A 26,203-nucleotide genomic window follows, 5' to 3' on the forward strand; every position below is an offset into this window, starting at 1 on the left:
ATGACATTCGAACCCACCCTCGATTTCGCCCGTCAACTTGATGCGCAGGATCCGCTGCACGCGTTTCGCCAGCAGTTTCACATTCCGCCCGGCCCCGATGGGCAGGAGAGCCTGTATTTCTGCGGCAACTCCCTGGGCCTGCAACCCCGCACCGCCCGGGCTGCCGCCGAGCAGCAGTTTCTAAACTGGCAGGAGCGCGCCGTGGAAGGCCACTTCACCGGCAATACGCCCTGGATGCATTTCCATGAGCGCCTCACAGAGCCCACAGCCCGCATAGTAGGCGCCAAGCCGATCGAGGTAGTAGTGATGAACAACCTCACTACCAACTTGCACCTGTTACTTATTTCCTTCTACCAGCCACGCCCACCCGCTACAAAGTGCTGATGGAAGGCGGCGCTTTTCCCTCGGATCAGTACGCCCTGGAAACCCAAGTGAAGCTGCACGGCCTTGATCCTGACGACGCTATAGTAGAGCTAGTGCCCCGAGCCGGCGAGCATACGCTGCGCACCGAGGACATCATAGCCAAGATTAATGAGCTCGGTGAGTCGCTTTGCACCATCATCATGGGCGGCATCAACTACTATACTGGACAGGTATACGACATGGCTGCCATCACCCAGGCGGGACATGCTGTAGGCGCAATGGTTGGCTTCGATCTAGCCCATGCTGCCGGCAACATCCCCCTGCACTTGCACGACTGGGACGTGGACTTTGCCTGCTGGTGCACCTATAAGTACCTAAACTCGGGCCCGGGTGGCGTGGCAGGGGCCTTTGTGCACGAGCGGTACGCCGACCGCCCCGACCTGTTGCGCTTGGCAGGGTGGTGGGGCCATGATGCGGCCGCGCGCTTTCAAATGCGCAAGGGCTTTCAGCCTTCTCGCGGAGCCGAGGGCTGGCAGCTCTCCAACGGGGCCGTGCTTACCCTCGCCGTGCACGAAGCGGGCTTAGCCATGCACGAAGCAGCTGGTGGGATGGAGCCGTTGCGCCGCAAAAGCGAACTGCTAACCGGCTACCTGGAATTCCTGATTACCCGGCTTGACCTACCCGCGTCGCGCCTGGAAATTATCACGCCCCGCGACCCTGCTCAGCGCGGATGCCAGCTGTCGTTATTGGTGCACCAGAATGGCCGCGACTTGTTTGAGCACTTAATGGCGGTGGGGGTTATTGGCGATTGGCGCGAACCAAATGTTATCAGGCTAGCGCCGGTTCCTCTGTACAATACCTTCGAGGATGTATACCGGGTAGGGGAGGTATTGGCCCAGTGGGCCAGCCAATAGCACGCGCCACTAAGTCGCCGAAAAACGGGTAAAATTTGGGGGTTTTTCGTCGGTTTCGCACGGGGTTCGTAGGAGTACGTACGCCGGTTTTTACACTTTGATCCTTTCCAATGGCCGAAGACTACGCGGCAAAAATGAGCCGCAAGACGCAAGCCGAACTCCTGCTGTACGTGCAGAACTACACGGAGTATCGTGAGGAGGCTGTGCTAGCTGCCCTCGACGAACTGGAAGCGCGCGGTCTGGAACCAGCCGCCGCCCACACAGAGCTGCGTGCCACTCTACGTACCAGTCAGCAAGAAACAGACCGCCGGGAAGCACAAGCCCGTCAGGAGCAGGCCGAGCAAGAACTAGCCCGGCGCCAATTGCGGGGGGAAGAACCGGTAGCCGCCGAGGCGCCTACGGGTCCCGCCCTATACTCGCCGGGCACCATCACCATCTTCTCCGTTCTATTCAGCATGGTAGCAGGTGGTATAATGCTAGCTTTAAACCTGCGCACCCTCCGCCGGACAGGGCCAGCCCTGCTTGTACTACTGTTTATAGTGGTGTACTTGATTGGTGGCGTGTTCTTAGTATACTGGCTACGGCAGCAGAATACTCAATTAGAGAGCTGGATAGGTTCCTTATTTAACCTGCCAGCCATTCTGGTGTACAACCTGTACTTCTGGCCCCGCTATATTGGCGGGCAGCCCTATCGCAGCCGCGAGTGGCTTGGGCCGTTGCTCATCTGCGGACTGGTGATTCTAGGATTTTATTTCTGGCTGCGGCAGATGATGCCCGCTGTACCGGTGTAGGCTCACTACTCAATAGGTACCAAGAAAACCGTCCACTAGGCCGCACTTCCCGCGCTAGTGGGCGGTTTGCTGTTGTATACCTACCGACTACTATGCCTCTTACTGCCCTCTCCCTACCCGATGCGGATCTGCTACTCGATACTGCTTTCCTGTCCCCGGAGGAAGCTGGTGACTTTTTAGCGGAGCTAACCGCCACTATTCCTTGGAAGCAGGAGCCCATTAAGCTGTTCGGGAAAGAAGTGCTGCAACCCCGCCTTACGGCTTGGCACGGCGACGCACAGGCGCGGTACCGTTACTCAGGCCTTGCGCTGGAGCCAAACCACTGGACACCAGCTCTTGAGCAGCTACGCAACCGGGTAGAGGCCGCCAGTGGAACTCGGTTTAATAGCGTGCTGCTAAACCTATACCGGACGGGCCAAGACAGCATGGGCTGGCATGCCGATAATGAGCCGGAATTAGGCCCTGAACCGGTTATTGCCTCCCTCAGCTTAGGAGCTACCCGTTTGTTTCGCTTCAAGCCTCGTGACCCCGTGCGTACTCCTCACCCGCCGTTGAGCGTAGCGCTTACTTCCGGCAGCTTGCTGCTTATGCGTGGCCTTACCCAGCAACACTGGCTGCATGCGCTGCCTAAAACGGCGCGCCCTCAGCAACCGCGTCTCAACCTTACCTTCCGCCGGGTCACCGTGAAGTAAGATTAGCGGTTGGCTAGGGTAACAACTAGCCAGTGGCTGCTTACAATACAAAGCCCCCGAAAACCGCCGACCATTGAGTAGTCGCGCTGGTAGTCGGGGGCTTGTTAGGCTAATGCTTCTCGCTAAGCTACTTCATGTCAATCTGCAACCCCATGTAGACTAACCGGCCTACCTGAGGGCCTCCGTACACTTGTATGTTGTTGGCGTTAAATAAATTAGAGGCGCCGGCCTGCACGGTGCTGCCGAACTTGGTGAGGGTATATCCGATGTAGCGTCTACAGTGCTATAGTCAGCAAGCTTCCCTACGGCGAAAGGCAGGCCATACTCGTGGCCTTGGGCCCACCGGTAGTTCAGGGCGTAGCTCAAGTGTCCTAGCGCTACCCCATTGAAGCCAACGTTGTACTTGTGTTTGGGTGTGTTGAAGTAGGTTTGAAACTCTGCGTCTTGCACATCGCTGCGGTCCAGTACGTTCAGGGAGTAATTGGCCGCCACATTTAGAATAGGAAGCACCGCATAGGTAACGCCCACGGCAGCACCCTGGGTGCGAACTTCCTGGTCGGCATTTGTCCATACTTGCAGCACGCGACCCGCTGCGAGTGTTGCCGGCCGCGAGCCGTCTGCACTGCCAATAAAGCGCTGAGCACCGATGAAGTCGTTGTAGCGGCTGCGGTAGTAGTTTACATCTACTGCCACGTTGGTGCCTAGTGCTGCTTTGTAGCCAATTTCGTACGTGCTCAAGCGTTCCAACTGGAGTGCCGCAACGTCAATTGCTTGGCCCGTTGTAGTAGAGTATCCCTGGAATCCGCTACCTACGTTACCCAATAGAAGTGCTTGGCCGAGGTCTAAGCGAATGTATTGATCGAGCTGAGTAGGAGAGCGGAAGGCACGACCATAGCTAGCGCGAAAGTTGTGCTGGCGCTTGTCGCCAGCGGAGTACACAACAGATGCCCGGGGCGAAAAGGCCGCATCAAAGTTCTTGAAGCCGTCAACGCGACCCGCCAGCGCCAGCTTCAGCCGCTCATCGACAAGTTTCTTGGTGAATTGCGCGTAACCTCCTACCTCATGGTTTTGAATGCGGGAATTATCGTCGGAATAGAGGTTGCCATTGGAGCCAAGGCGAAACTTGCGGTAAGCGGCTCCCACAATGAGGTCGGCAGTTTCGCCTAACTTAAAGTTGTACTGGGCGTTGCCCTCGTTGAGCAGGGAGCTGGGGTTGAGGCGGGCCCCGCGGCCCGGAGTCGCATCCTTAATAATTTGGCTGCGCAGGTTGGCAAACGTGGGAGAAGTAGGGTCAAGTTGCAAGGGCATTGCCCCCGCTACTGCCGCTTCCTGGGCCTGGGCATCGGTTCGGCCAGCTAAGCGGTTGCCCGTGTAGGTTCTAACGTACTCGTTGAAATAACGCTGAGCGTAGGTTTGAACAATAGGGTTGCCCTGCGCATCAACTGCTCCCGGAATAGGAGAGTTTTGAATGAAGGCGCCAAGAAAAGTTAAGTCGTAGCTATCATTGCCAAAGTCCTGCACCGACTGGCCCCGTAGAAACCACCGGTCGCCTTTGATTTCGCCGTGGTATTGGTTGGTGCCAAAGTTTTTGAAACGGTAGCGGCTAGAGCTTTGGTAGCTGGCAGTTCCGCGGCTTACGCTAGCGCCTACGGTTATTTTTACGCTGTTGGTCAGCAGGTAGGAAAGCGAGGGTTGGACTTTTAATGACTTGGCCTTGTCGTCGTTTCCTACCAGCGTCTGCTCCGTGAAACCCGGCATAAACACAGTTTTGCCACGCACTTCAGGAAAAGGGTACGTAGCGGGAAAGGTATAGCCTCCCACATCACCATACCGGTTTACGGCGTCGTAGCCCAGGGTGGAGCTGCTAGGGTTGTTGTTGCGTTGCACCTGGGTGCTGGTTGCTTGGTAGTTGCTTGCCAGCCAATCGTTGGCGGTGAGGTAGGCGCCCGTGACCTTGAAAGCGAACTTGTCGCCCAGTTTTTTGGCGTAACGCAATTGCCCATCGAAAAAGCTTCTTTCCCCACCTCGTACCCGCACACTAAGGCCTTCGCTTACAAACGGGTCTTTGCTATTGAGTAGTAGCACCCCATTGAAAGCATTGGCCCCATACAATGCCGAAGCAGGACCGTGGATAATCTCGATGCTCTCAATATCCAGATCGGGCAGCCCTAACAGGTTACCCGAATTCACGTTCAGCGACGGTGATTGGGTATCAAAGTAATCTGTAAGCTGAATCAGGCGCTCCGACTTAGCTGAGTTGAACCCGCGTGTGCTGAGGGAGTTCAGTAGCATACTTGCGCTGTTCACGTCAATGCCTTTCAGTTGGTTCAGGCCTACTTGCACGTCGGGCGGTGGCATGCGCAACACTTGCTGGGAAGTTACTTTCTCCACCGTTACAGGAGCCTGCAAAATGCCTTCTTCTACGCGCGAAGCCGAGGCAATTACCTCGTTGGTGAGAGTAGGGTTGAGCTTAAGCTGTACCAGCACTGCATTATCAGGACCCGAAAGCGTAACCTCGCGGCTCTGGTAGCCTACAAAGGAAACAGACAGCGTCACAGGGCCATTCTCAAAGCTAGTCTTGAGCGCAAACTGTCCTTCACGGTCTGAGCTGGTGCCGATAAACGTGCCTCGAACGAAGATAGTAGCTCCTGGTAGAGGCTTCCCGCCTTCCGTTTGCACAGTGCCGCTCACTTGGCTGCTCTCCTGTGCCCAGGCCAGCAAGCAAGAAAATTGTAACAGAAAAGTGAGAAGAGGTAAGTAGTATAATTTTCTCATACTGGGAAAATTGCAAAAAATATGATTTCAATTAGGGAAGAGAGAACAGGAAGCAGCTAGGTTGCCTACCGGTGCTATGTGGAGTCTTGACTGTATTGAAGGGCGCTATATACGCCTGGTTTATTATTGTACTTTGTGCATAAAAAAAGCGCCCAAGGTGAGGCGCGCTGAAGGATTTGAGGAAGACTTTTAGCCCCGTGTAGTCTTAGTACCGAATGGTAGGGTCACCGTATAAGAGAGGGCATTCAACATCTCCTAGCAGAAAATCACCCAAGCGGAAGCTTACAATGGCTGGGCGCTCGGCAAGAGGAGCTACGGTATTAGCCGCCTCTGCGAGTGCTTGTTGCGAGCGAGAGACAAGAAGATTGAATATATCCGGGGTTAAGAACACTTTGCCCGACCCAGTAGCAGCACGTAACCGATTGCGAACATAGTTGCGATAACTCACTGAGGTATGACGATAGGAGGGTGACATAATACATGAGTCTTGCGAAGCGTTTCGATGAATAGTCCAAAGAAATAAGGTTCCAAACCGTCATTTTTTATTTTACGACTAACTACGGCTTCTACTGGGTTCAACTTTCTTATTTCCTCGATCAATCGAAGACAGAAGAATCGGTTACTTTCGCTCGGGCTCAAAAAGGTGCTACCTGCTGACCCTTACTTACTCCACCCAGTGTATATGTCTGATAGCGTCACGCCAACCTCGGCAGTTGTAAACGAAGCTCTTACGGTTATGGGAGGCGGCCTAGTTGGGTCGTTGCTGGCCCTGTACCTGGCTCGGCACGGCCACACCGTAGATGTATTTGAGCGCCGAGAGGACCTGCGCCGGAGTGGGTTGGTGGAAGCGCGCTCCATCAACTTGGCCCTCTCAGACCGCGGGTGGAGAGCACTAGAAGGCGTGGGCATTGCTGATGCCGTTCGGCAAGTGGCTATTCCTATGCACCAACGCATTATGCATGATGCGCGGGGTCAACTCACCGCCCAGCCCTATGGCCAGCACAACCAGGCCATCTACTCCGTATCGCGGGCTGGGCTGAACCGGACCCTGCTTGATTTGGTGGAGCAAGAGCCCCGCGTGCGGCTGCATTTCAACCAGCAGTGTCGCCGGGTAGATCTGCGCACCCGCACCTTGGAGCTGCTACACACTGAAACTGGGGCTACTCAAACCCGGACGTATGAGCACCTGTTCGGTACTGATGGCGCCTTCTCGGCAGTGCGCGGGGCCATGCAGAAAACAGAACGCTTCAACTTCTCGCAGCACTACCTCGACTATGGCTACAAAGAGCTAACGATTGAGGCAGGGCCAGCTGGCGAATGGCAGCTAGAAAAGCACGCACTCCACATCTGGCCGCGCGGGCAATACATGATGATTGCGTTGCCTAACCTTGACGGGTCTTTCAACTGCACCTTGTTCTTCCCTTACGAAGGTCCCGCCTCCTTCTCGAGTTTGCAAACGCCAGAGCAGGTGCGAGCTTTCTTTCAGGAAGTATTCGCTGACGCGCTACCGCTAATGCCAAACTTGGAACAGGAGTTTTTTGAAAACCCAACCAGCTCCCTTGTTACAATTCGTTGCTACCCGTGGTCAATGGCCGACGAAGTTGTGCTACTCGGCGACGCCTCGCATGCCATCGTTCCCTTCTATGGGCAGGGTATGAATGCCGGGTTCGAGGACTGCACCATCTTGGATAGCTTGTTGCAAGAGTTCGGACCTGATTGGGGTGCCGTGTTCCGGGAGTTTCAGCAGCGCCGCAAACCCAATACCGATGCCATGGCCGACTTGGCAGTATACAACTTTGAGGAGATGCGCGACCGAGTAGCCGACCCCCGGTTCCTGCTCCAAAAGAAGATTGAAAGCAAGATTTCCGCGCAGTACCCCGACCAGTGGCTGCCATTATACTCCCAGGTTACTTTTTCGCATCGTCCCTATGCCGAGGCATTAGCCAATGGGCAACGGCAAGAGCAAATCATGCAGCGCCTAATGCCTCTCATCCAAACAGAAGCTGACTACGACCGGCCCGAGGTGCAGCAGCAAGTAGCCGCCGAAATGGCTAGCCGGTAGTTGGTTGAATGCTTGGTAGCAAGATCGTGTGATTCAGCCTATAACGAGGATATAAATTTGGCGGGAAGCTCCATCATGTCTTACCTGACTACCCCGTCACTTTGAGTTAGCCAGAGAATATGCTCCACGTTCCTTGTAAGCAGATATGAGTTCTAAGAATGGGAAATACGCGCTGGTACAGACGAGCTCGACTAGGATAAAAGGCAGACAAGCTGCAAGAAATCAGTAGGAGAGATGATCTGCCAGAATGTATCTTCGCAGTCCATAAACACTTCGTTTCTAGCTGAACAACTGTTTTTGCCTAGCGAACGGGGCCATTGTATGGCCAAATTTTTGCCTACTCTCGCTGTGCTTTCCCGCCTTTAGCTTCTGCTTATGACTGCTCCTGTACTTACCTGTGCCATTATCGACGACGAAGAAATCAATCGGCTTACGCTGGAGCACTATATCTCGTTGACAGATTCATTAGCGTTAGTAACTTCCATGGACGATGCCCTGCAGGGTCTGAACTACTTCCGGGCTGGCAACAAGGTGGATGTACTGTTTCTGGATGTGCAGATGCCCCAACTCAATGGACTTGACCTGCTGCGTGTACTCCCCGACCCGCCCATCGTCATTCTCACCACGGCCCACGAAGACTTTGCCGTTGATGCCTTTGACTTACGGGTGACGGATTACCTAGTAAAGCCGTTTGACTATGCCCGCTTCAGCCGGGCCGTGCAACGGGCTTTGCAAGCGCGCGTGGCTGCACCAGCCGTCGTTCCTGCTCCGGCGCCTCCCACCGCTCCGCCCGACAACGACTTGTTTGTGAAGGTGAACAACAAGATGGTACGCATCAACTTCGATGAAGTTATTTATATCGAAGCCCTGTCGGACTACGTGGTTATCGTCACCGACAAGCAGAAATACATCGTTTATACTACCATGAAGGCGCTGGACGCACGCTTGCCGTTCGACCACTTTGTGCGGGTGCACCGTTCGTACATCCTGAACATGCGTCGTATTGAAGCCATTGAGGATGGCGCGGCAGTAGTGCCCGGCGGGCACCACGTGCCTATTGGCAAATCCTACCAGGAAGCATTTTTCCGTAAGCTGAACCGCATCTAATTTCCAACCTTACTGCCGTCGTGCAGTGATAGGGGTAAGGCCTCGAGCACGGCCGTAAGTAAGGTGGTTAGCCGCTCTACCGCGGGTAACAATACCTGCGGATTAGGTGCTGGCTTACCTTCGGGGCGGGAAAGCGGCTCTAAGAGGGCTACATCGTGCGCCGCGTCAATGCCCAGTAGCTGTAGCGAAGGCCGGAGCTTGTGTACTATCTCACCCACGGCGGGCCAGTCAGCCGCGGCGCTGGTTTCCTGCAGGCGTAACAAGGCCGGTGGCGTGTGGGCCCTGAACGACGTCAGGATTTTCTCCATGAAAATGGTGCTGCCACGGGCTGTTTCGTGCAAGCGGGTAAGGTTGTAGAGCGGTGCCGCTAAGGGGGCCTCTGCTGGTGCAGCAGCACTGACGAACGGGGTAGGGGCTACGGCTACTGCCGGTTCTTCCTCTAACCGGGCTACCGGCTCAGGACGCAGGTTGGCCTCAATTTTTCGAAATAAGTCATCTTCTTCAAACGGTTTCGACAGGTAGTCGAGGCCCGCGGCGCGGTAAGTTTCGTCGTCGGTGCGCATCACGTTAGCGGTAAGCGCAATAATGGGCGAGCAGGCACGGAGCGGGTCGGGGTGCTGGCGCAAACGCCGTGAAACCTCTAGCCCGCTCATGCCTGGCATCTGAATATCCATCAGCACTACATCGTAGAGGCGGGCATCTAGCTGCGTTAGGGCTTCTAAGCCATCGGAAGCCACGTGGGTTTCTACGCCCCATCCTTCCAGTATTAACTGCACCAACTGCTGATTGACCGGATGATCTTCTACCAGCAGAATGCGCATGCCACGCAGCCGCTCGTAGTTTAGCGAAGGTTGCGGGGTAGCCACTGGCAGCGTCTGATCGGCCTTGGGCAGGGTGAGAGAAAAGTAAAAGGTACTGCCTTCACCAAGCGTACTCTCTACCCACATGCGGCCACCAAGCTGCTCCACGAGCCGGCGGCTGATGGTAAGGCCCAGCCCCGTACCCCCAAAGCGCCGGGAAATATCGGCGTAGGCCTGGGAAAAGCTCTCGAAAATGGTGTCGAGCTTTTCCGGCGCAATGCCAATACCAGTATCGTGCACCTGAAATTCCAGTTCGAGCTCTGCGGGGGTATTGCGTAGGGGGCGCGCTACAAATTCTACATGACCTTCTTCCGTAAACTTGATAGCGTTGGAAAGCAGGTTGAGCAGAATCTGATTAATGCGGCCTGGGTCACCGATAACGACAGGGCTGGGCAAATCGAGGTGGCGGATGCGGAACCCAATACCTTTTTCCTCGGCCCGGAATGCCAAGGTTTGCATAGCCTCCTGCACAGAATGGCCAATGTCGAAGGGCACTTGCTGTAAGTCCAGCTTGCCCGATTCTATTTTAGCTACATCCAGTACATCGTTGATGACATTGAGTAGGTGCCGGCCAGAGTTGCGCAGAATCCGCAAGTGGTTTTGCTGAAGCGGGTCAAGCGACGTTTTGGCCAGCAGCCCCGCCATGCCGAGTACACCATTAATGGGCGTACGAATCTCATGACTCATGTTGGCCAAGAAATTCTCTTTGGCTTTGGCCGTGTTTTCGGCGGCATCTTTCGCGCGGCGCAGTTCCTGCTCGGCCTGAATACGCTCGGTAATCTCTTGTCCGTAGGCAATAACGTAGGGCGTCTCGCCCGGTTCCTCTACGCGGTAGTTGTTGTAAATGAGGTGGTGGGCCCGCCCGCTCGGGTCGCGCAGCGTCATCAGCCCCGTGAGTTCCTGCTGCTGCCCGGCCTGCTCCAAGTAGGCAGCCAGTTGGCGATGCACATCGGGAGTGAGTATCTCGTACAGGGAGCGTCCTACTAGCTGCTCAGAAGTAGCGCCTACCAACTGGGCCGCCGCCGGGTTTACGGATAGTAGCTTGCCCCCGAGGTCGTGCGTGCAGATGAGGGCCTGGGAATAGTGCATCAGGTCGCGGTACTGCTTGGCAGTGCGCTCCAGCGTTTGGCGGGCCTCCTTCATCTCGGTGATGTCGATGCTGACGCCGAGCACATTTAAACTACCATCGGCTCGGCGAAGGGGGCGTTTCGTGGTCTGTAGCCACAGCTGGGTTTGGTCGCGCAAGGTGTAGGATGTTTGCCGTACCCATTCCTGTCCGGTACGCACTACAAACGCGTCAGACTCCTGAAATAGTTGAATTTCAGCTAGCTCAGCGCTGCTGAGTTGGGTTTGGTCGGCGTCGCGGTGGGCGCTACGGGCTACCACTTCGTCGAAAGCGCGGTTGCTGAAGATAACCCGACCCTGCCCGTTCGTCACCCAAATGAAGCTCGGGATAGAGTCTACTACCTGACGAACGAACTCTTGTTGTTCTTGCAGGCGGCTTTCGCTTTGCCGGAGGCCTTCCTCAGCTGCGTGCCGGGCCGTGATGTCGATACCATAGCCAATGACCATGCGCAGGGTATCATCGGGCCCGAACACCGGTTGCATGTGGCGCAAGGCTAGGCGGGGTCCTTCTGGCGTTATAATGTTCTCCTCCCACGCTACTACGGTGCGCTGCTGCACCGCTTGCAGAAACAGCCGGCGGCGCTGCGCTGCCAATTCCTGGGGCCGCTGCCGATACTGCACGTACTCAAAATCGTCGCGACCAATAATCCAGCGGCGCAGCTCCGGGTCGCGGATGGCAGCGGGGTTCACAAACCGGTAGCGGTGTTCAGTGTCCAGCACTGCAATGTCGGCCGGAATTTGGTTTAGGATTGTCTCGTAAAACTCCCGCTGGTCCACCAACTGCTTTTCTGCTTCCTTCAGATTAGAAACGTCAGTGAAGTAGAGGTTTACGTATTGGTCTTCGGGAAAGGGTGTGAGAGCTAGTTGATGGCAGCGGCCCAGAAAGCTAATTTCCTGCTGAGCTGGCTCGCCTGATGCTAGCGCCTGCTGGCATATGTGACGCAGCTGGCTGGCAAACTCCGTATCGGCCCACGGCGTGGTGTACTCACGGCGCATCGCCTCGGCCGAAGGATTGGCGTAAAGCAAATGCCCATCGGCATGGAGGCGCATCACCGGATTGGGGTTCTGCCCCGGAATGCGCGACAAGGTATGCAAGTACTGCTCGGTGCGGCGAGACTGGGTGACGTCGTGGAAGGAGAGAAGGAAGCCGGTTTGAACGAGCTCATCGGCCCCACTCATCGGGATGAAGTCAAAATCCAAGAGCGTGCCATCGGCCAGCGCCAATTGTTCTCCTAGCACGCGCTGGTTGTTGTGGCGCAACTCCTGCAGGCGGGCCGCAGTAGCAGCAGGCGCAACGGTGCTGTTGGCAAGCTGCTCTAACACGGGTGCTACTGGTTTGCCTACTTGTTTAGCGGCTGTTTCGGCTACCTCAAATAAGTCGCAGAACTCCTCATTCACCAGCGCTACCGTGCCATTCTGGTGTACTACTAATACTGCTACGCGCAGCTTCTGCGTAAGGCCAGCAATGCTGCTAGTTGTGCGACGGACTACTTTCTGACTGGCTGCTAACAGTTTTTTGAGTTCCCGTACGTGTTGCTCAGCGGTTTGGCGCGCAAGTCGTTCCTGTGCTAACTGTTCGGCCAGGGCAGCGGCATCCAGTGAAGGGACTACGTTTTGCATACTGCGAGGTAGGAGCTACCGGAAAAAGTAAATAGGCTTGGTAAGATACATCTGTTCGTAGGAAGCTCCCACAAAATAGGGTAGTTATTGCCGCTACCTCAGTGCCAAGCCCGTGCCCAAGCCTAGCACTAGCCCTACCCCCAGTGCCAGCCCCGCCCATACTTGCGCCTCCGTATGGGCATTGAGGGCCAGCCGGGCGCTGCCTACTGCCCCAGCCAGAATGCAGGTAGCGACCAGCCACCATAAAACACCCGCATAAGGTCCGCACTGAGGTAGAGCAACCCAAATAGGCCTAGCGCCCCGCCCATCCCTACCCCGTGCGCCGAAATTTTCCAGCGCAACGTAATCACGAAAGTGAGAAGCACGGCTATCATCATGCCCAGCATCATGTGCCCCAGCAAGGCATCAAAGAAGCTTGGCCGGCGCAGCAAGAAGGCTGCAGCCCCAAAGCTGGCCGTGGCCAATAGCAAGGGCCACGCCCGCTGCCGGCGCTCAGGCATTTCCAGGGAGTCTATCAGGCCCGCATACAGCAGCATGCCGGAGCCAGCGTGGGGAGCACAAACGTGAACAGCAACACTACGCCAAGCACCAGCCACCGGTCGGGTAGCAACGGGCGCAGCACCACGCCAGGTAGCTGGTAGCAAACGATGTAGAACAAGTAAGAAGGCACCAGCAGCGGATGAAATACCGCGGAAAGCACCGTCGCCAGAAAACGCGGCACGAGAAAACGAAACAAAACAGAACGATAGCGAAGATACGTAGTGACGTGCCGTTTCAGCTTTGCTAGCGAGGGGTATATAAGCAAAAAGGATGGCCATGCCATCCTTTTTGCTTGTGCTGGTAGCACATGGGTCTACAGTTCCTTGCGTAGCCGAGCTACTGGGATGTTCAACTGCTCCCGGTACTTGGCTACCGTACGGCGGGCAATGTTGTAGCCGCGGGCGTTGAGCATTTTCTCCAGCTTATCGTCTGAAAGCGGCTTGTTTTTCTGCTCGCCCTCGATGATTTCCTTGAGAATATGCTTCACTTCCCGGCTACTGGCATCCTCGCCCGAGTCGGTGGCAATGCCTTCGGAGAAGAAGTATTTGAGTGGGTAAATGCCGAACTCCGTTTGCACAGACTTGGAGTTAGCTACCCGGCTCACGGTACTGATGTCCATGCCTATTTCGGTGGCAATGTCCTTCAAAATCATAGGACGCAGCTTACTTTCGTCGCCATCTTGGAAGAAATCACGCTGGTAGCGCACAATGGCGTCCATCGTGCGCAGCAAGGTATTTTGCCGCTGCCGAATGGCGTCAATAAACCATCGGGCCGAGTCCAGCTTCTGCTTCACGAAGGTTACGGCTTCCTTCATCTTCTTGTCCTTCTTCGACGCCTTATCGTAGGCCTGGAACATCTCCGTGTAGGCCGGCGACACGCGCAAATCCGGGGCGTTGCGCGAGTTGAGGGTCAGATTGAACTGGCCGTTGTCGTGGGTCAGGATAAAGTCAGGAATGATGTACTGCACCTTGCCCATGCCTACCGGGCCAGTGCCGCCGGGCTTGGGGTTTAGCTTCAGAATCAGAGCAATAGCTTCTTTTATTTCCTCGTCTTCTAGGTCGAGGCGCTGCTGAATGCGCTGATAGTGTTTCTTGGTAAACTCGTCGTAGGTCTCGTGCAGAATCCGCTCGGCGGCTTCCGTAATCTCGTCTTGGGGGCGGCGCTCAAGTTGCAGCAGCAAGCACTCCTGCAAATCGCGCGCACCAATACCCGCCGGGTCGAAGGTTTGGATGACGTGCAGCACGCTCTCAACATCCGCTACCGACGCCTCAATGTTTTGCGAGAAAGCCAGGTCGTTGGCAATGGCCGCCAAGTCGCGGCGGATGTAGCCGTCGTTGTCGATGGAGCCGATGAGCTGGCGGCCAATAGCTTCTTGTTGCTCATCGAGATTAGCGAAGCCCAGCTGATCCAGTAAGGAGTCTATCAAGGAGCCGCTGGTATCAGCCAGCGGCATCTCCCGGTCGTCCTCGTCTTCACCAGGGCCGTCGCCCTGCATTTTATACCCGGCTATTTCGTCGTCGTTGAGGTAGTCGCTCAGGTCCAAATCATCATCGCCCGACTCTTTCGTGTCGGTCGGTTCATCGTCCTTGATAGGAAGCTCTACTTCGGGTTGCTCCTCGCCTTGGTCGTTATCGAAATCTTCGTCTAGTGTGTTATCGTCGTTGTCGAACTCCGAGTCTGGGTCGTCGTATTCCTCGTCGTCGCTGTCGTCGGCGCGCTCCTCTTCCTCGTACTCCTCATTATCATCGCCTTCCTCCAGGGCCGGGTTTACTTCCAGCTCTTCTTTAATGCGCGCTTCCAACTCTGCTGTTGGTATCTGCAGCAGCTTAATAAATTGTATTTGTTGGGGGCTCAGCTTCTGCGAAAGAAGCTGCTTCATGTCCAGTCGTTGCATACTCTAAAAACGCGTACGCCCCGCCGGGGTCGAAACGGGGATGAGGTCAAAGATAGGCCTTTCTGTACTTGACTTTACGGGAAAATGTTGGGATAAAGCGGCGCAAAGCTGCCGTTTCACCACCACAAGCTTGGCAGAGCCGCTGCCTCATTGCACCTCGCAAGAACGAGAATGAACCCGCGCCCTGGGTTCTAAGTGAATGCTTCCCCTTTCTTCTTCTACCTTTGCTGTATTCTAGTGCTATTAACCTGAGAACGAAAGTACCAATGTCCGACCTCCGAAAAACCAGCGTGCAGGAGCTGTTGCACAGCACCGAGCTGGACCGTGAAGTGCTGGTGAAAGGCTGGGTGCGCACCCGCCGCGGCAACAAATATGTGCAGTTCATTGCCGTCAACGATGGCTCTGGCTTTAATTCCATTCAGGTGGTAGCCAATGCCGAGCAGTTTCCGGAGGAAAAACTCAAGGCCGACGGCGTCGACAACGGCGCGGCCGTGATGGTGCGCGGCCAACTGGTGGCTTCGCAAGGCAAAGGACAAACCGTAGAAATCCAAGCGTCGGAAATTACCGTCTACGGCAAGGCTGACCCCGAAACGTATCCGTTGCAGAAGAAAGGACACTCACTCGAGTTTCTGCGCGAAATCGCCCACTTGCGCCCTCGCACCAACACGTTTGGAGCAGTGTTGCGCATCCGGCACGCCATGGCGTTTGCCGTACACCAGTACTTCAATAACCACGGCTTCTACTACGTGCACACGCCTATCATCACGGGCTCCGATGCCGAAGGTGCCGGCCAGATGTTCCGCGTAAGCACGCTGCCCGACCAAAACCCGCCCCTGACGGAAGACAAATCGGCCGTAGACTACAAGCAGGACTTCTTCGGCAAGCAAACCAACCTAACCGTATCGGGGCAGCTGGAAGGCGAAGTAACGGCCATGGCACTAGGCAAGGTGTATACCTTCGGCCCCACGTTCCGGGCCGAAAACTCCAACACGGCCCGTCACCTAGCTGAGTTCTGGATGATTGAGCCGAAGTGGCCTTCAACGACCTGCAGGACAACATGGACCTGGCCGAGGATTTCCTCCGCTACTTGGTGCGCTATGCCCTCGACAACTGCCAAGACGACCTCAAGTTCCTCAACGAACAGTACGACAAGGAACTGCTCACGCGCCTGCAGTTTGTGGTGGATAATGAATTCCAGCGCCTGAACTATACCGAGGCTGTTGAAATCCTGAAAACGGCCAAGCAGAAGTTTGAATTCCCCGTGGACTGGGGCACCGACCTGCAGAGCGAGCATGAGCGCTACTTGGTGGAGAAGCACTTCAAGAAGCCGGTTATCCTGACCAACTACCCCAAGGATATTAAGGCCTTTTACATGAAGCTCAACGACGACGGCAAAACCGTGCGGGCCATGGACGTGCTCTTCCCCGGTATCGGCGAAATCATCGGCGGCTCGGAGCGGGAAGAAAGCCTGGAGAAGCTTACTACCCGCATGGCCGAAATGAACGTGCCCGAGCATGACCTGTGGTGGTACCTGGAGTTGCGCAAGTACGGCACCGCGCCCCACGCCGGCTTCGGCCTGGGCTTCGAGCGCCTCATCCTGTTCGTCACTGGCATGGGCAACATCCGCGACGTAATCCCCTTCCCCCGCTTCCCAAAGAGTGCGGAGTTTTAAGCCTCAGCTCATTGCAAAGAACAGAAAGCGGCAGCCTCGGATGGGGCTGCCGCTTTCTGTTGTAAGGTGTAGAGTAAGCTAGTACGTCACTCTAAAAAGCGGATAGTGCTTTTCGCTCCGGTCTTAAGGGCGTAGCTGTAGAGGTGAAAGTGACCTAGCAGTAATTCCGCATTTCTTTGTCGTCCACGGCTACCAGAGCATCTAGGCGCAGCTCGAAGCCGTCGGCGAGGCGCAGGTACTCTACTTTGTCCTTGATGAACAGGTCTTGAATGGTGCCGTGGTAGGTGCTAGGCGGGGTGTCGGGCTCGGTGCGGTAGGTGAGGGTGCAAGGCTGGCCGGTGGTGGCGCGGGCTTCGAGCTCGTCGTAGAAAGAACAGTTGATGGGGGTGTAAGAGGACGTAGCCATAAACAGAGTGGGTAGGGTTAGTACACTCATCTACGAGAAAACAGCTATAAGGGTCCTTACGGGTAACTAAAGGCGTCACATACAAAGCAAAGCCTCCCCTACGCTAGGTAGGAGAGGCCCGAAGTGCTTGTGAATAGGCGCAACTAGGTTAGTGCTTCCCTTTGCCGTTGCCCTTCCCATTCCCGTTACCGGGGTGGCCGCCGTACACCTTCTTGGCTTGGCCGGGAGGTAGGCCCTTACCGCTTTCCAGGCGCTTAACCTGGCCCGGTGGTAGGCTAGCCGGGTAGAGTTGGCGGTGGCGGCTGTACTGAGACCAGGGCTGCGAGCCACGATAATCCAGTACCACTGGGTGGAAGTTGCGCTGGTCGTAGCCGCTGAGGTTAGCTACCCGCACCCACTGGCCGTTCTGCAACACGATATAGCGCTGAGCGCGCAGATCGTAGTAGCTCTTAGCTTCAGGAATGTAGTAGTACTCGGTGCCTGTGGGAGTAGAAGGTCCCCAAGAAGGTGGGTTGATATTGATGGTGACCTGAGCCTGCGCCGAAGAGGAAAGCAGGGAAAGGGAGCCGGCTAGCAAACCAGAAAGAGCAAGCTTTGGAAGAAGTTTCATGGAAGCAATGCGTGTGATGGGAGAATACATAGCTCCAGACAAGAACGGGGCCAAATTCATCTGGTATATGTCTTACCTTCTGAGAATGATTCAATAGCCGTGAAGGAGCACATTCAGTTGTGCAGCACAAAAAAGGCTCCTCTAGCGGAGGAGCCTTCTTGGCAGGTAGTTACTAGAAATTAGTTTAGTCGGCCGCGGCCTCTACCGCCGCTGCTTTGGCTAGCACCGTTGTTGTAGTTGCCAGGTACGCGCTGTCCACCCTGAGAAGCTTGGTTATTTGGTGCATTATAGTTGCCCGGGGCGTTTTGGCTGCTGCGGTTATCGTAACCGCCCCGGTCATTACCATTACGGTCATTGCGGTCATAGCCCCCGCGGTCGTCACGGTCGTAACCGCCCCGGTTGTCGTTGCGGTTGCCATAATAGCCGCCCCGGTCGTCGCGGTAGTCCCCACGGGCATAACCGCCTTGGTTGTACGGACGGCCACCGTAGTAACCATCATTCCGGTAAGCGCCTCGGGGGCCTACGCTGTAACTGTAGCCACGGCCCGGCCAGTTGGGGCCGTAGTAGCGGCCTGGCTGCACACCCCACTTATTGCAGTAAGCGCGGTGGTCGGGGAGGTAGCCCCAGGGCTGCCGACCCACGTACTGAATCACGACGGGGTGAAAGAACCGAGGGTCGTACGAAGCGTAGGCGCGGGGTAGCACCGGCGAGCTAATCCAAGCGCCATACGCCGGGTCAAAAAAGAGGTACGACTGCGTGTACAGGTCGTAATACCCATCAATTTCCGGGATGTAATAGTACTGCACATTGGTAGGGACGGGAGGACCCCACACCGGAATATTTACGTTCACCCGGACTTGCGCCTGAGCAGTGCCGCTATGCAGCAGCAACCCCAGTGCTAAGACCAAGCCCGATTTCAACAAGTTTTTCATAAGGAGAGAAGGTCAAGGGAGCGTACTCTTTACTAAACGCAAAAGCCGCACCATAATTCATCCTGTTAGACTACATTCTGACACCAGGTTTAAAAGTTCTTTCAAACCCAGCGGGACCTTTCAGGGCCAAACCGTGTTATGGCTCATCTGCGTGCTTTCAAGCCCTTATTCTTGCCCCGAGTAGTCCGCCAATCTCCTTGGCAAATAAGCTATTCGGAGTAGCCGCCGGGGCTTGTTTTGCGTACCTTTGCAGACTTATTCGCTCCGCTGCTGCATGGCTAAAAAAACAACTGCCGCTCCTCCTATTCCTACCACCGCCGCGGCCACACCGGCGCCTGCGTCTTCGCGTGTGGCCAAGTCCAAATCAACGGCGGCTGCCAGTAATCAGGCGCCCAAGAAAAAGGCAGCCACCGCAAAAACTCCCGTAGCCACCGCTGCGGCAGTGGCCGATGGTACCAATCATCATGCTACGGCGGCCGTACAAGCTGTGCCGCGCTCTGAGCAAGTGAATGAAGCCGTGGTAGAAAACCGCATGCTTGTTCCTGGGCAGTTGGTAGGGCCCGCCGCCGACCTGGAAGCACCCTACATTGAAGTGTACGGCGCCCGGGAGCACAACCTGAAGAATGTGTCAATCAAGATTCCGCGCGGGCGCTTGGTAGTGTTTACAGGTATTTCTGGCTCTGGAAAGTCCTCGTTGGCATTCGATACGATTTATGCAGAAGGCCAGCGCCGCTACATGGAAACGTTTTCAGCCTACGCCCGCTCATTTATGGGCGGCTTAGAGCGGCCCGATGTGGACAAAATTGAGGGGTTGTCGCCGGTAATTAGCATTGAGCAGAAAACCACTTCGCGCAACCCTCGCTCCACGGTGGGCACCATCACCGAGATTTACGACTTCTTACGCTTGCTCTATGCCCGCACGGCCGAGGCCTTTAGCTACGCCACGGGAGAGAAGATGATTCGGCAGAGCGACGACCAGATCATCAATTACATCCTCAAGCACTACGACAACAAGAAGATGGTAGTGCTGGCGCCCGTAGTGAAGGGCCGGAAGGGGCACTACCGCGAGCTGTTTCAGCAAATTGCTAAACTAGGCTTTACTAAGGTGCGCGTTGATGGCGAATTGCTCGACATTACGCCCAAGATGCAGGTGGACCGCTACAAAATCCACGACATCGAAATTGTTATCGACCGGTTGCTGGTGAAGGAAGAGGACCGTTTCCGGCTGTCGGGTTCGGTGCAGAATGCCCTAACGCAGGGCAAGGGCACTATGCTCGTCCTGGACGCCGACAAGAAGAAGGACAACACCCAGTTCTTCTCCCGCTTCCTGATGGACCCTACCACCGGCATTGCCTACGATGACCCGGCGCCTAACACATTCAGCTTCAACTCTCCCTACGGAGCCTGCCCTACCTGCAACGGCTTAGGGGAGGTGCAGGAAATTACCGAAGACTCGGTAATGCCCGATAAGAAGCTGAGCATCAGCCGTGGTGGCATTGCACCGCTTGGTGAGTACCGCGACATCTGGATTTTCCAGCAGCTCAGCCTGATCGTTAAAAAGAACAAGGCTAGCCTGAGCACGCCCATTGAAAAGCTACCTGAGGACTTGGTGCAGCGGCTACTCCACGGTATTGCTGAGGAAGATGCCGACCCCAAAAAGGCAAACTACACCGAGCCGTTCGAGGGAATCATTCCGTTCCTGCGTCGGCAAATGGAATCTGATTCGGAAAATATTCGGGAGTGGATTCAGCAGTACACCCAGGCCCAGGAGTGCCCCGAGTGCCACGGCTATCGGCTCAAAAAAGAGTCGTTGCACTTTAAGCTTGCAGATAAGCACATCGGTGAGCTGTCGGTGATGGACCTGAACGAGTTGGCGGGCTGGTTCGACGGAGTTGAGAATCGCCTCTCGGAGCGGCAGAACCTAATTGCGCGGGAGCTACTAAAGGAAATTCGGAAGCGGATTGGGTTCCTGCTAGAAGTAGGCCTCGACTACCTAAACCTGCACCGGTCGGTGCGCACCTTGTCAGGCGGCGAGTCGCAGCGTATTCGTTTGGCTACTCAAATTGGTACCCAACTCGTAGGTGTGCTTTACATCATGGACGAGCCGAGCATTGGCTTGCACCAGCGCGACAACGAACGCCTGATCAAGGCTCTTCAACACTTACGCGACTTGGGCAACTCGGTGATAGTAGTGGAGCACGATAAGGACATGATTATGCATGCCGACCACGTGCTGGACATTGGTCCGGGCGCTGGCATTCACGGCGGGCATATTGTGGCGGAGGGTACGCCCACGGAAATCTTCAGCTCGGGTAGTCTGACCTCACAGTACCTCAGCGGGCAGAAGCACATTGAGTTGCGGCGTCAGAAACGCAAGGGCGATGGGGGCCAGCTGGTGCTGAAGAATGCCAAAGGACACAACCTCAAAAATGTTACGGCTAAGTTCCCACTGGGTAAGCTTATCGCCGTAACGGGCGTTTCGGGCTCCGGCAAATCGTCGCTCATCCACGATACGCTGTACCCTATCCTGAATCAACATTTCTTCAACGCCAAGCGCGAGCCCCTGGCCCACGGCGGTATTGAAGGACTTGAGCTCATTGATAAGGTAATTGAGGTAGACCAGTCGCCAATTGGCCGTACGCCGCGTTCCAACCCGGCTACTTACACGGGAGTGTTCACTGAAATACGCCAACTGTTTTCTTCCTTGCCGGAAGCTAAAATTCGGGGTTACGGACCAGGGCGTTTCTCTTTCAACGTGAAAGGTGGGCGCTGCGAAACGTGTGAGGGCGCCGGTATGCGAACCATTGAGATGAACTTCCTGCCTGATGTGCACGTGCCCTGCGAAACGTGCAAAGGCCGCCGCTACAACCGCGAAACCCTAGAAGTGCGCTTCAAAGGAAAGTCTATTACCGATGTGCTGGACATGACGGTGGAAAAGGCGGTGGAGTTTTTTGAGTTTCAGCCCCGTATTCTGCGCAAGATTCAAACCCTGAACGAAGTAGGGTTGGGCTACCTCACCTTAGGTCAGCAAGCTACTACGCTATCGGGCGGCGAGGCCCAACGGGTAAAGCTGGCCACCGAACTCAGCAAGAAGGACACCGGCAAGACGTTCTACATCTTGGATGAGCCAACGACTGGTCTGCACTTCGAGGATATTAACCACCTGTCTACTGTGCTGCAAAAGCTAGTAGACAAAGGGAATACGGTTCTTATCATTGAGCACAACTTGGACTTGATTAAGGTAGCGGACCACATCATTGATATCGGTCCGGAAGGAGGGGCCGGTGGCGGTACCATTGTGGCGCAAGGCACTCCTGAGCAGGTAGCCAAAGTGGGGAAGGGCCACACAAGCCGCTTCTTAGCCGAAGAGTTGAAGACCAGTAAGTACATAGAAACTATGTAAGCGCTAAGCTGAGCAGTAGCTGGCACCATGCTCCGGTAGCAGTTTTCCCTCGCAGGTTGACTACTACCGGAGCATTTTTTACTTTAAGAGCTTCGTCCTACACCCTATTGTTATGAAGGTTCTTGCGTTTCCGCTGCTGCTGGCCGCTGCTATTGCCACCGCGCCGCCTAAGCCCACCCGCTGGATGGGTACTATTCAAAACGGCGTAGAGGGCGCTAAAGTCAGTTTTTTACTGTCACCCGATGGACAACGAGTTTCTAACTTCACGTTTGACGGGGTGTGGTGGTGTAGTGGAGACCTGAAACGACAGATAATCGGGCCTCAAAACACGTTTGAAGTTCGGGAAGGCAAACTGCATGGCGTTTCTCCCGAGCCAGCAAGTGAGGGAGCCACCGCTTGGCACTTCGAAGTAGCGGGCAGCATCGACAAGAGCAGTGCTAGCGGCACCTTCTGCATGAACAGCCCCACGCTAGGCTGCGACACCAACCAGCTCTACTGGACGGCAGTGCCCATGCCTTGAGCCACGCGCTCTACCGGCTGCTAGTACCAACAAAAGAAAAGCCCCTCCTCAACAGTGAGGAAGGGCTTCTGTAAGCTAAGAAATAGCTAAGCTTACATAGCAGCGTGCTGCTTGAACATGGTCAGGTGGTTCTGAACTACTGGCGTTACCGTACCAATAAAGCCTTGTAGGTCGGCGTCCTGGGTCATTTTCTGGTGAGCCACCATTGTGTTCAGCGTTTTCTGGTGGTCAGTCACCATTTGCTGCATGTACTTAGTTTCAAACTCCTTACCGGAGAGCTTGCGCATTTCAGCCGCAATAGCCTTGTGCTCAGCATCCATATCGGCAGGTAGCGTCACGTTCTTTTTCTGCGCAATAGGCTTCAAATCAGAAGTCGATTTGGTGTGGTCCTTAATCATAAGGTTAGCGTGGTCTTTCGCCATGCCAGTTACTCCTTTTTCTAGGGCCAGCTTGCTCAGTTGAATCTCATTCTGGTCGCTAGCAGCGGCCGATTGCATGAACTCCGCATCGGTAGAGTGGGGAGCCATAGGGCCATTCGGATCGGCAGCGGCAGCACCGCCACCCATTGCTGAGTCGGGCATGGCTCCAGTATTCATTGCGCCTGCAGCACCGCTAGTGTCACCAGACATGGAGGCATCTGTGGCAGCCGTGTCGGTAGTTGCCGTCGACGATTCATTGGAATTAGAGCATGCAGAAGTTACGAGGAGGGCCGCCATAGCTAGGCCCAGGAAAGAACGTTTCATAGTGTTGTTGTTTTGAGAGAGGAAGATCTGCGAAGGAGCAAGCACGTAGCTACAGGCTACCACGTAGCGTGGCCTGGCTAAGTTGGAGAGGGGAAAGGTTACTGGTCGGTTGTAGAATCAGCGGCCAGTGCTGAGTCAGCATCTGCAGTTACAGTGGGACCCGCATCGTTGTCGATAACGGTAGCATCAGCTTGTACGCCGCCTTCTTCCACTGCTTTGTCCATGTCGCTTACGGCTTCGCCGGCTGTGCCATCGGTCCGTTTGTTAGCGTCGCCGCAGCTGCTCAAGGTCAACGCCGCTGCCAGCGTCAGGACAGAAAAAATCGATAATTTCATAGGTGGAAAGGTTGATGGAGAATGGATGAGGTAGGGTACGCAGAAACTACTTATCGAGTTGATCCTCTAACTGTTCAGCTGCTTCTAAATGCTGCTTGAGCGTGCTCACCTGCTGGTCGGCAAAGGTGCGGATATCACCGTCGTAAGCTTCCTCGCGCATATCATCAGCGGCTTCAATAGCCATCTTGTGTGTTCTGACAAGTAGTTCAGCGTACTTTTTGTCGAAGGCCGCGCCAGTGAGGGCCACCAACTCACCCACTTGGTCAGCTTGGTCGCCTCCCAAACCTTTGGGCAGTATTAGGCTTTTTTGTGCTGCTAAGGTTTGCAAAGCCGTTTGAGCAGTAGTGTGCTGAGCTATCAGGCTCTGGGCCAAATATTTTACGTTGGCCGAAGTACTTTTCCGCTGGGCTACCTGGCTGATTTCCTGGATGAACATGTTGCGATTCGCAGAATTTACCACATACTCGGCATCCTGCTCCTGCTTCTTCGTAACAGCCTCGTTGCTGATGCGGCTCTCGTTTTTGAACTTCGCTTCAGCTACGGGGTCCTTATTGCTTTCCCCGCCGGAGCAGGCAACCAGGAGCGGCAGTAGGGTAACAGCAGAAAAGCGGCGAAAGAGGGTCATAGAGGCGGGGTATTAGCTGCAAATGAGAGGTATTGCAGGCTATACGGCCCCTCGTAGGCGGAGTTGAGATTGCCAGTTGGAAATACAGCAGTTCTCAGATAACCGCCATTGGTAGCCTACGACATTCCCGCCCTGGAGCTTGCTTCCAGATGAGGGGCACTTTAGCTCCCTGTCTTTTGTAACCTAATAAGCTATCTGATATTTAGTTAGCTATAGAAAATACCAGGTCATTTATCCGCACTAACCCAGTAGTGCCTCTGCTAGCAACAAGTCCTCGGGCGTGGTGATCTTTAGGTTGCGGTAGTCGCCGGGTACTATGTGAATGGAGTGCAAGTCCTCCACAACGCTAGCATCATCGGTGAAGGTAGACAACTCTGGCAGCTGGTAGGCCCGACGCAACAGGCCCAATTCAAAGCACTGGGGCGTTTGCACCAAGCGCAAGCGTGAGCGGTCGAGCGCGTAGGAGCCTTCTTTGCTTAAGCCTCGCACCGAGTCTTTAGGCGTGACGGCTGCAATGGCAGCGCCATGTACCGCCGCCGCCGCATAGGTAGCTTCAATAACGCTTAGTGGAGTAAGTGGGCGCACGCCATCATGCACTGCTATGATGCCGGCCGGTTGTGCGTTGAGGTGGGCTAGGCCATTTCGCACGGACGCCCAGCGCGACTCGCCTCCGGCTACTACCGTGTGCGGAAGCTTGATGTGATGCAGGGTGCATAGTTGTTGCCACGTCTCAAACTGCGCCGCCGGCAGCACCACTATGCACTCTTGCACTCCTAATGCTGCCTCCGAAAAACGCCGTAGTGTGTGCAGTAGCACTGGCTCACCCCGCAGTTCTAAGAACTGCTTGGGACGGTCGGCTCCCATGCGGGTTCCGCTGCCGCCAGCCACTAGGATAGCAAAGCGTGGAGTTTGAGTGGGAGCGGAAGCGGCAGCAGATGACAAAGCCAAGCAAGAAATAAGAGTTGATGAACAGTTCTGGGTAAAAATAAAGGCCCGGCCGTTAGAAACGGCTGGGCCTTTATTTTTAGGCAAACTAGTAAGGCGGATGCTGTGCTGCCTGACAGTTATGTGCTCGGTTTAGAGAATCAGCATGGCGTCGCCATAGCTGAAAAACTTATACTTCTCTTTAATAGCCGTTTGGTACGCTTCAATTAGAAGCTCGTAGCCAGCAAAGGCAGCGGCCATCATCATCAGCGTGCTTTCCGGGGTATGGAAGTTGGTCAGCAGCGCGTTGGCGATTTTGAAGTCATACGGAGGGAAGATAAACCGATCTGTCCAGCCCTCAGTTGGCTTCAGGCGAGAGTGCGCCGATACCGACGACTCCATGGCGCGCATGGAGGTAGTACCCACGGCACATACCCGCTTCTTGGCATCCAAGGCCCGGTTTACCACCGTAGCCGAATCGGCTGGTACGATGAAGTTCTCGGAGTCCATCTTATGCTTGGTCAGGTCTTCCACGTCAACGGGGCGGAACGTACCCAAGCCTACGTGTAGGGTTACCGGGACAACGTCTACACCTTTGATTTCCAGGCGCTTCATTACTTCGCGGGTGAAGTGCAAGCCCGCCGATGGGGCTGCTACTGCACCCGTGTGCTTAGCGTAGATGGTCTGGTAACGTTCCTTGTCGGCAGCTTCCGTTTCACGCGGAATAAATTCCTTTGGAATGGGGGTTTCGCCTAAGTCGTGCAGGGCCTTGTAGAACTCCTCATCGGAGCCATCAAATAGAAACTTGATGGTGCGCCCGCGCGACGTGGTGTTATCAATCACCTCGGCTACCATATCCGATTCGCCGAAGTAAAGCTTGTTGCCTACCCGGATTTTACGGGCTGGGTCTACCAACACGTCCCAGAGGTGAATCTCCTTGTTCAGCTCACGAAGCAAAAACACTTCGATCTGAGCTCCCGTTTTCTCTTTGTTGCCGTAGAGGCGGGCTGGGAATACTTTGGTATCGTTCACCACGAATACGTCGCCGTCGCCGAAGTACTCGATGATATCCTTGAATACACGGTGCTCAATCTTGCCGCTGTCGCGGTGCAGTACCATCAGACGAGACTCGTCACGGTTTTTGGCCGGGTGCTGCGCCAGCAGGTTTTCAGGCAGGTCAAATTTGAACTCGGTCAGTTTCATAGGCCAGATAAGGCAATAGGTGGGGAACCTAATGAAAAAATTGAGCCGCAAAAGTACTGATTAGCGTCGGAATAATCGTTACTTTTC

Annotated in this window: 21 protein-coding genes and 1 pseudogene; 9 read left to right on the top strand and 13 right to left on the bottom strand. The window is 55.2% G+C overall.

Going from position 1 to position 26,203, the window contains the following annotated elements; all coding sequences use genetic code 11:
- The 4 genes from VI25_RS28340 to VI25_RS06750 all read left to right on the top strand — a co-directional run bounded on the left by VI25_RS28340 (window position 1) and on the right by VI25_RS06750 (window position 2,760).
- On the top strand, window positions 1–384 hold the full coding sequence (locus VI25_RS28340; protein WP_316934269.1) for a hypothetical protein: 384 nt from the start codon (window positions 1–3) through the stop codon (window positions 382–384).
- A complete protein-coding gene (gene kynU / locus VI25_RS06740; protein ID WP_316934270.1) occupies window positions 384–1,277 on the top strand; it encodes a kynureninase in 894 nt (297 codons plus the stop codon). The genes VI25_RS28340 and kynU overlap by 1 nt, the downstream gene beginning before the upstream one ends.
- 110 nt (window positions 1,278–1,387) lie before the next feature.
- A complete protein-coding gene (locus VI25_RS06745; RefSeq protein ID WP_045688610.1) occupies window positions 1,388–2,068 on the top strand; it encodes a hypothetical protein in 681 nt (226 codons plus the stop codon).
- Between the two features lie 92 nt (window positions 2,069–2,160).
- Entirely contained in the window at window positions 2,161–2,760 is a 600-nt protein-coding gene (locus VI25_RS06750; RefSeq protein WP_045688609.1) for an alpha-ketoglutarate-dependent dioxygenase AlkB family protein, read from the top strand.
- A 168-nt stretch (window positions 2,761–2,928) separates the two neighbouring features.
- On the opposite strand, the gene VI25_RS06755 is transcribed toward VI25_RS06750, so the two are convergent.
- Complete coding sequence (locus tag VI25_RS06755; protein ID WP_055562373.1) at window positions 2,929–5,481, bottom strand: TonB-dependent receptor; 2,553 nt, start codon at window positions 5,479–5,481, stop codon at window positions 2,929–2,931.
- 736 nt (window positions 5,482–6,217) lie between these two features.
- Here VI25_RS06755 and VI25_RS06760 point away from each other — a divergent pair.
- Together VI25_RS06760 and VI25_RS06765 are read left to right on the top strand one after the other, a co-directional pair.
- Complete coding sequence (locus VI25_RS06760; RefSeq protein WP_045687188.1) at window positions 6,218–7,597, top strand: FAD-dependent oxidoreductase; 1,380 nt, start codon at window positions 6,218–6,220, stop codon at window positions 7,595–7,597.
- Window positions 7,598–7,972: 375 nt separating this feature from the next.
- Window positions 7,973–8,704, top strand: coding sequence for a LytR/AlgR family response regulator transcription factor (locus VI25_RS06765; protein ID WP_045687187.1), 732 nt, complete (start codon window positions 7,973–7,975; stop codon window positions 8,702–8,704).
- Here the strand turns inward: VI25_RS06765 and VI25_RS06770 are convergent.
- The 4 genes from VI25_RS06770 to rpoN all read right to left on the bottom strand — a co-directional run bounded on the left by VI25_RS06770 (window position 8,701) and on the right by rpoN (window position 14,743).
- A complete protein-coding gene (locus VI25_RS06770; RefSeq protein ID WP_052694942.1) occupies window positions 8,701–12,309 on the bottom strand; it encodes a PAS domain S-box protein in 3,609 nt (1,202 codons plus the stop codon). The two genes, VI25_RS06765 and VI25_RS06770, sit on opposite strands and share 4 nt — an antisense overlap.
- Before the next feature lie 203 nt (window positions 12,310–12,512).
- On the bottom strand, window positions 12,513–12,845 hold the full coding sequence (locus VI25_RS06775) for a hypothetical protein (RefSeq protein WP_055562374.1): 333 nt from the start codon (window positions 12,843–12,845) through the stop codon (window positions 12,513–12,515).
- Window positions 12,824–13,045 carry a hypothetical protein gene (locus VI25_RS06780; protein WP_152981528.1) on the bottom strand — a complete coding sequence of 74 codons (222 nt, stop codon included), beginning with the start codon at window positions 13,043–13,045 and terminating at the stop codon, window positions 12,824–12,826. Before VI25_RS06780 ends, VI25_RS06775 begins: the two co-directional genes overlap by 22 nt.
- A gap of 117 nt (window positions 13,046–13,162) precedes the next feature.
- The gene (rpoN, locus tag VI25_RS06785) at window positions 13,163–14,743 is read right to left on the bottom strand and encodes an RNA polymerase factor sigma-54 (RefSeq protein ID WP_045687185.1); all 1,581 of its coding nucleotides are present in this window, start codon (window positions 14,741–14,743) and stop codon (window positions 13,163–13,165) included.
- A gap of 266 nt (window positions 14,744–15,009) precedes the next feature.
- Between rpoN and asnS the strand changes: the two are divergent.
- Window positions 15,010–16,415 (top strand): annotated as a pseudogene (gene asnS / locus VI25_RS06790) (asparagine--tRNA ligase).
- 154 nt (window positions 16,416–16,569) lie between these two features.
- Here asnS and VI25_RS06795 read toward each other — a convergent pair.
- From VI25_RS06795 to VI25_RS06805, 3 genes are all read right to left on the bottom strand, one after another.
- A complete protein-coding gene (locus tag VI25_RS06795) occupies window positions 16,570–16,821 on the bottom strand; it encodes a hypothetical protein (protein WP_045687198.1) in 252 nt (83 codons plus the stop codon).
- 148 nt (window positions 16,822–16,969) lie between these two features.
- A complete protein-coding gene (locus VI25_RS06800) occupies window positions 16,970–17,431 on the bottom strand; it encodes a hypothetical protein (RefSeq protein ID WP_045687197.1) in 462 nt (153 codons plus the stop codon).
- 179 nt (window positions 17,432–17,610) lie between these two features.
- Window positions 17,611–18,363 carry a hypothetical protein gene (locus tag VI25_RS06805; RefSeq protein ID WP_052694939.1) on the bottom strand — a complete coding sequence of 251 codons (753 nt, stop codon included), beginning with the start codon at window positions 18,361–18,363 and terminating at the stop codon, window positions 17,611–17,613.
- A gap of 532 nt (window positions 18,364–18,895) precedes the next feature.
- Between VI25_RS06805 and uvrA the strand changes: the two genes are divergently transcribed.
- Window positions 18,896–21,766: an excinuclease ABC subunit UvrA gene (gene uvrA / locus VI25_RS06810; protein WP_045687195.1), complete on the top strand. Its 2,871-nt coding sequence runs from the start codon at window positions 18,896–18,898 to the stop codon at window positions 21,764–21,766.
- 112 nt (window positions 21,767–21,878) lie between these two features.
- Window positions 21,879–22,286, top strand: coding sequence for a hypothetical protein (locus tag VI25_RS06815; protein ID WP_045687183.1), 408 nt, complete (start codon window positions 21,879–21,881; stop codon window positions 22,284–22,286).
- Window positions 22,287–22,378: 92 nt separating this feature from the next.
- On the opposite strand, the gene VI25_RS06820 is transcribed toward VI25_RS06815, so the two are convergent.
- The 5 genes from VI25_RS06820 to queA all read right to left on the bottom strand — a co-directional run bounded on the left by VI25_RS06820 (window position 22,379) and on the right by queA (window position 26,116).
- A complete protein-coding gene (locus VI25_RS06820) occupies window positions 22,379–23,029 on the bottom strand; it encodes a DUF4142 domain-containing protein (protein ID WP_143437146.1) in 651 nt (216 codons plus the stop codon).
- A gap of 98 nt (window positions 23,030–23,127) precedes the next feature.
- A complete protein-coding gene (locus VI25_RS06825; RefSeq protein ID WP_143437147.1) occupies window positions 23,128–23,364 on the bottom strand; it encodes a hypothetical protein in 237 nt (78 codons plus the stop codon).
- Between the two features lie 46 nt (window positions 23,365–23,410).
- Window positions 23,411–23,989, bottom strand: coding sequence for a DUF4142 domain-containing protein (locus tag VI25_RS06830; RefSeq protein WP_052694937.1), 579 nt, complete (start codon window positions 23,987–23,989; stop codon window positions 23,411–23,413).
- A 240-nt stretch (window positions 23,990–24,229) separates the two neighbouring features.
- A complete protein-coding gene (locus VI25_RS06835) occupies window positions 24,230–24,937 on the bottom strand; it encodes a 2-C-methyl-D-erythritol 4-phosphate cytidylyltransferase (RefSeq protein ID WP_072144762.1) in 708 nt (235 codons plus the stop codon).
- Window positions 24,938–25,066: 129 nt separating this feature from the next.
- On the bottom strand, window positions 25,067–26,116 hold the full coding sequence (gene queA, locus VI25_RS06840; protein ID WP_045687181.1) for a tRNA preQ1(34) S-adenosylmethionine ribosyltransferase-isomerase QueA: 1,050 nt from the start codon (window positions 26,114–26,116) through the stop codon (window positions 25,067–25,069).
- Window positions 26,117–26,203 lie beyond the last annotated feature (87 nt).

It is taken from the genome of Hymenobacter sp. AT01-02, assembly GCF_000961955.2.
In the GTDB taxonomy this organism is placed as follows: domain Bacteria; phylum Bacteroidota; class Bacteroidia; order Cytophagales; family Hymenobacteraceae; genus Hymenobacter; species Hymenobacter mucosus.

Excerpts from the sequence above, each read along its gene's own strand:
- VI25_RS28340 (WP_316934269.1), top strand. The coding sequence starts at position 1 with ATGACATTCGAACCCACCCTCGATTTCGCCCGTCAACTTGATGCGCAG.
- kynU (WP_316934270.1), top strand. The coding sequence starts at position 384 with ATGGAAGGCGGCGCTTTTCCCTCGGATCAGTACGCCCTGGAAACCCAA.
- VI25_RS06745 (WP_045688610.1), top strand. The coding sequence starts at position 1,388 with ATGGCCGAAGACTACGCGGCAAAAATGAGCCGCAAGACGCAAGCCGAA.
- VI25_RS06750 (WP_045688609.1), top strand. The coding sequence starts at position 2,161 with ATGCCTCTTACTGCCCTCTCCCTACCCGATGCGGATCTGCTACTCGAT.
- VI25_RS06760 (WP_045687188.1), top strand. The coding sequence starts at position 6,218 with ATGTCTGATAGCGTCACGCCAACCTCGGCAGTTGTAAACGAAGCTCTT.
- VI25_RS06765 (WP_045687187.1), top strand. The coding sequence starts at position 7,973 with ATGACTGCTCCTGTACTTACCTGTGCCATTATCGACGACGAAGAAATC.
- VI25_RS06770 (WP_052694942.1), bottom strand. The coding sequence starts at position 12,309 with ATGCAAAACGTAGTCCCTTCACTGGATGCCGCTGCCCTGGCCGAACAG.
- VI25_RS06775 (WP_055562374.1), bottom strand. The coding sequence starts at position 12,845 with ATGCTGCTGTATGCGGGCCTGATAGACTCCCTGGAAATGCCTGAGCGC.
- rpoN (WP_045687185.1), bottom strand. The coding sequence starts at position 14,743 with ATGCAACGACTGGACATGAAGCAGCTTCTTTCGCAGAAGCTGAGCCCC.
- VI25_RS06795 (WP_045687198.1), bottom strand. The coding sequence starts at position 16,821 with ATGGCTACGTCCTCTTACACCCCCATCAACTGTTCTTTCTACGACGAG.
- VI25_RS06800 (WP_045687197.1), bottom strand. The coding sequence starts at position 17,431 with ATGAAACTTCTTCCAAAGCTTGCTCTTTCTGGTTTGCTAGCCGGCTCC.
- VI25_RS06805 (WP_052694939.1), bottom strand. The coding sequence starts at position 18,363 with ATGAAAAACTTGTTGAAATCGGGCTTGGTCTTAGCACTGGGGTTGCTG.
- uvrA (WP_045687195.1), top strand. The coding sequence starts at position 18,896 with ATGCTTGTTCCTGGGCAGTTGGTAGGGCCCGCCGCCGACCTGGAAGCA.
- VI25_RS06815 (WP_045687183.1), top strand. The coding sequence starts at position 21,879 with ATGAAGGTTCTTGCGTTTCCGCTGCTGCTGGCCGCTGCTATTGCCACC.
- VI25_RS06820 (WP_143437146.1), bottom strand. The coding sequence starts at position 23,029 with ATGAAACGTTCTTTCCTGGGCCTAGCTATGGCGGCCCTCCTCGTAACT.
- VI25_RS06825 (WP_143437147.1), bottom strand. The coding sequence starts at position 23,364 with ATGAAATTATCGATTTTTTCTGTCCTGACGCTGGCAGCGGCGTTGACC.
- VI25_RS06830 (WP_052694937.1), bottom strand. The coding sequence starts at position 23,989 with ATGACCCTCTTTCGCCGCTTTTCTGCTGTTACCCTACTGCCGCTCCTG.
- queA (WP_045687181.1), bottom strand. The coding sequence starts at position 26,116 with ATGAAACTGACCGAGTTCAAATTTGACCTGCCTGAAAACCTGCTGGCG.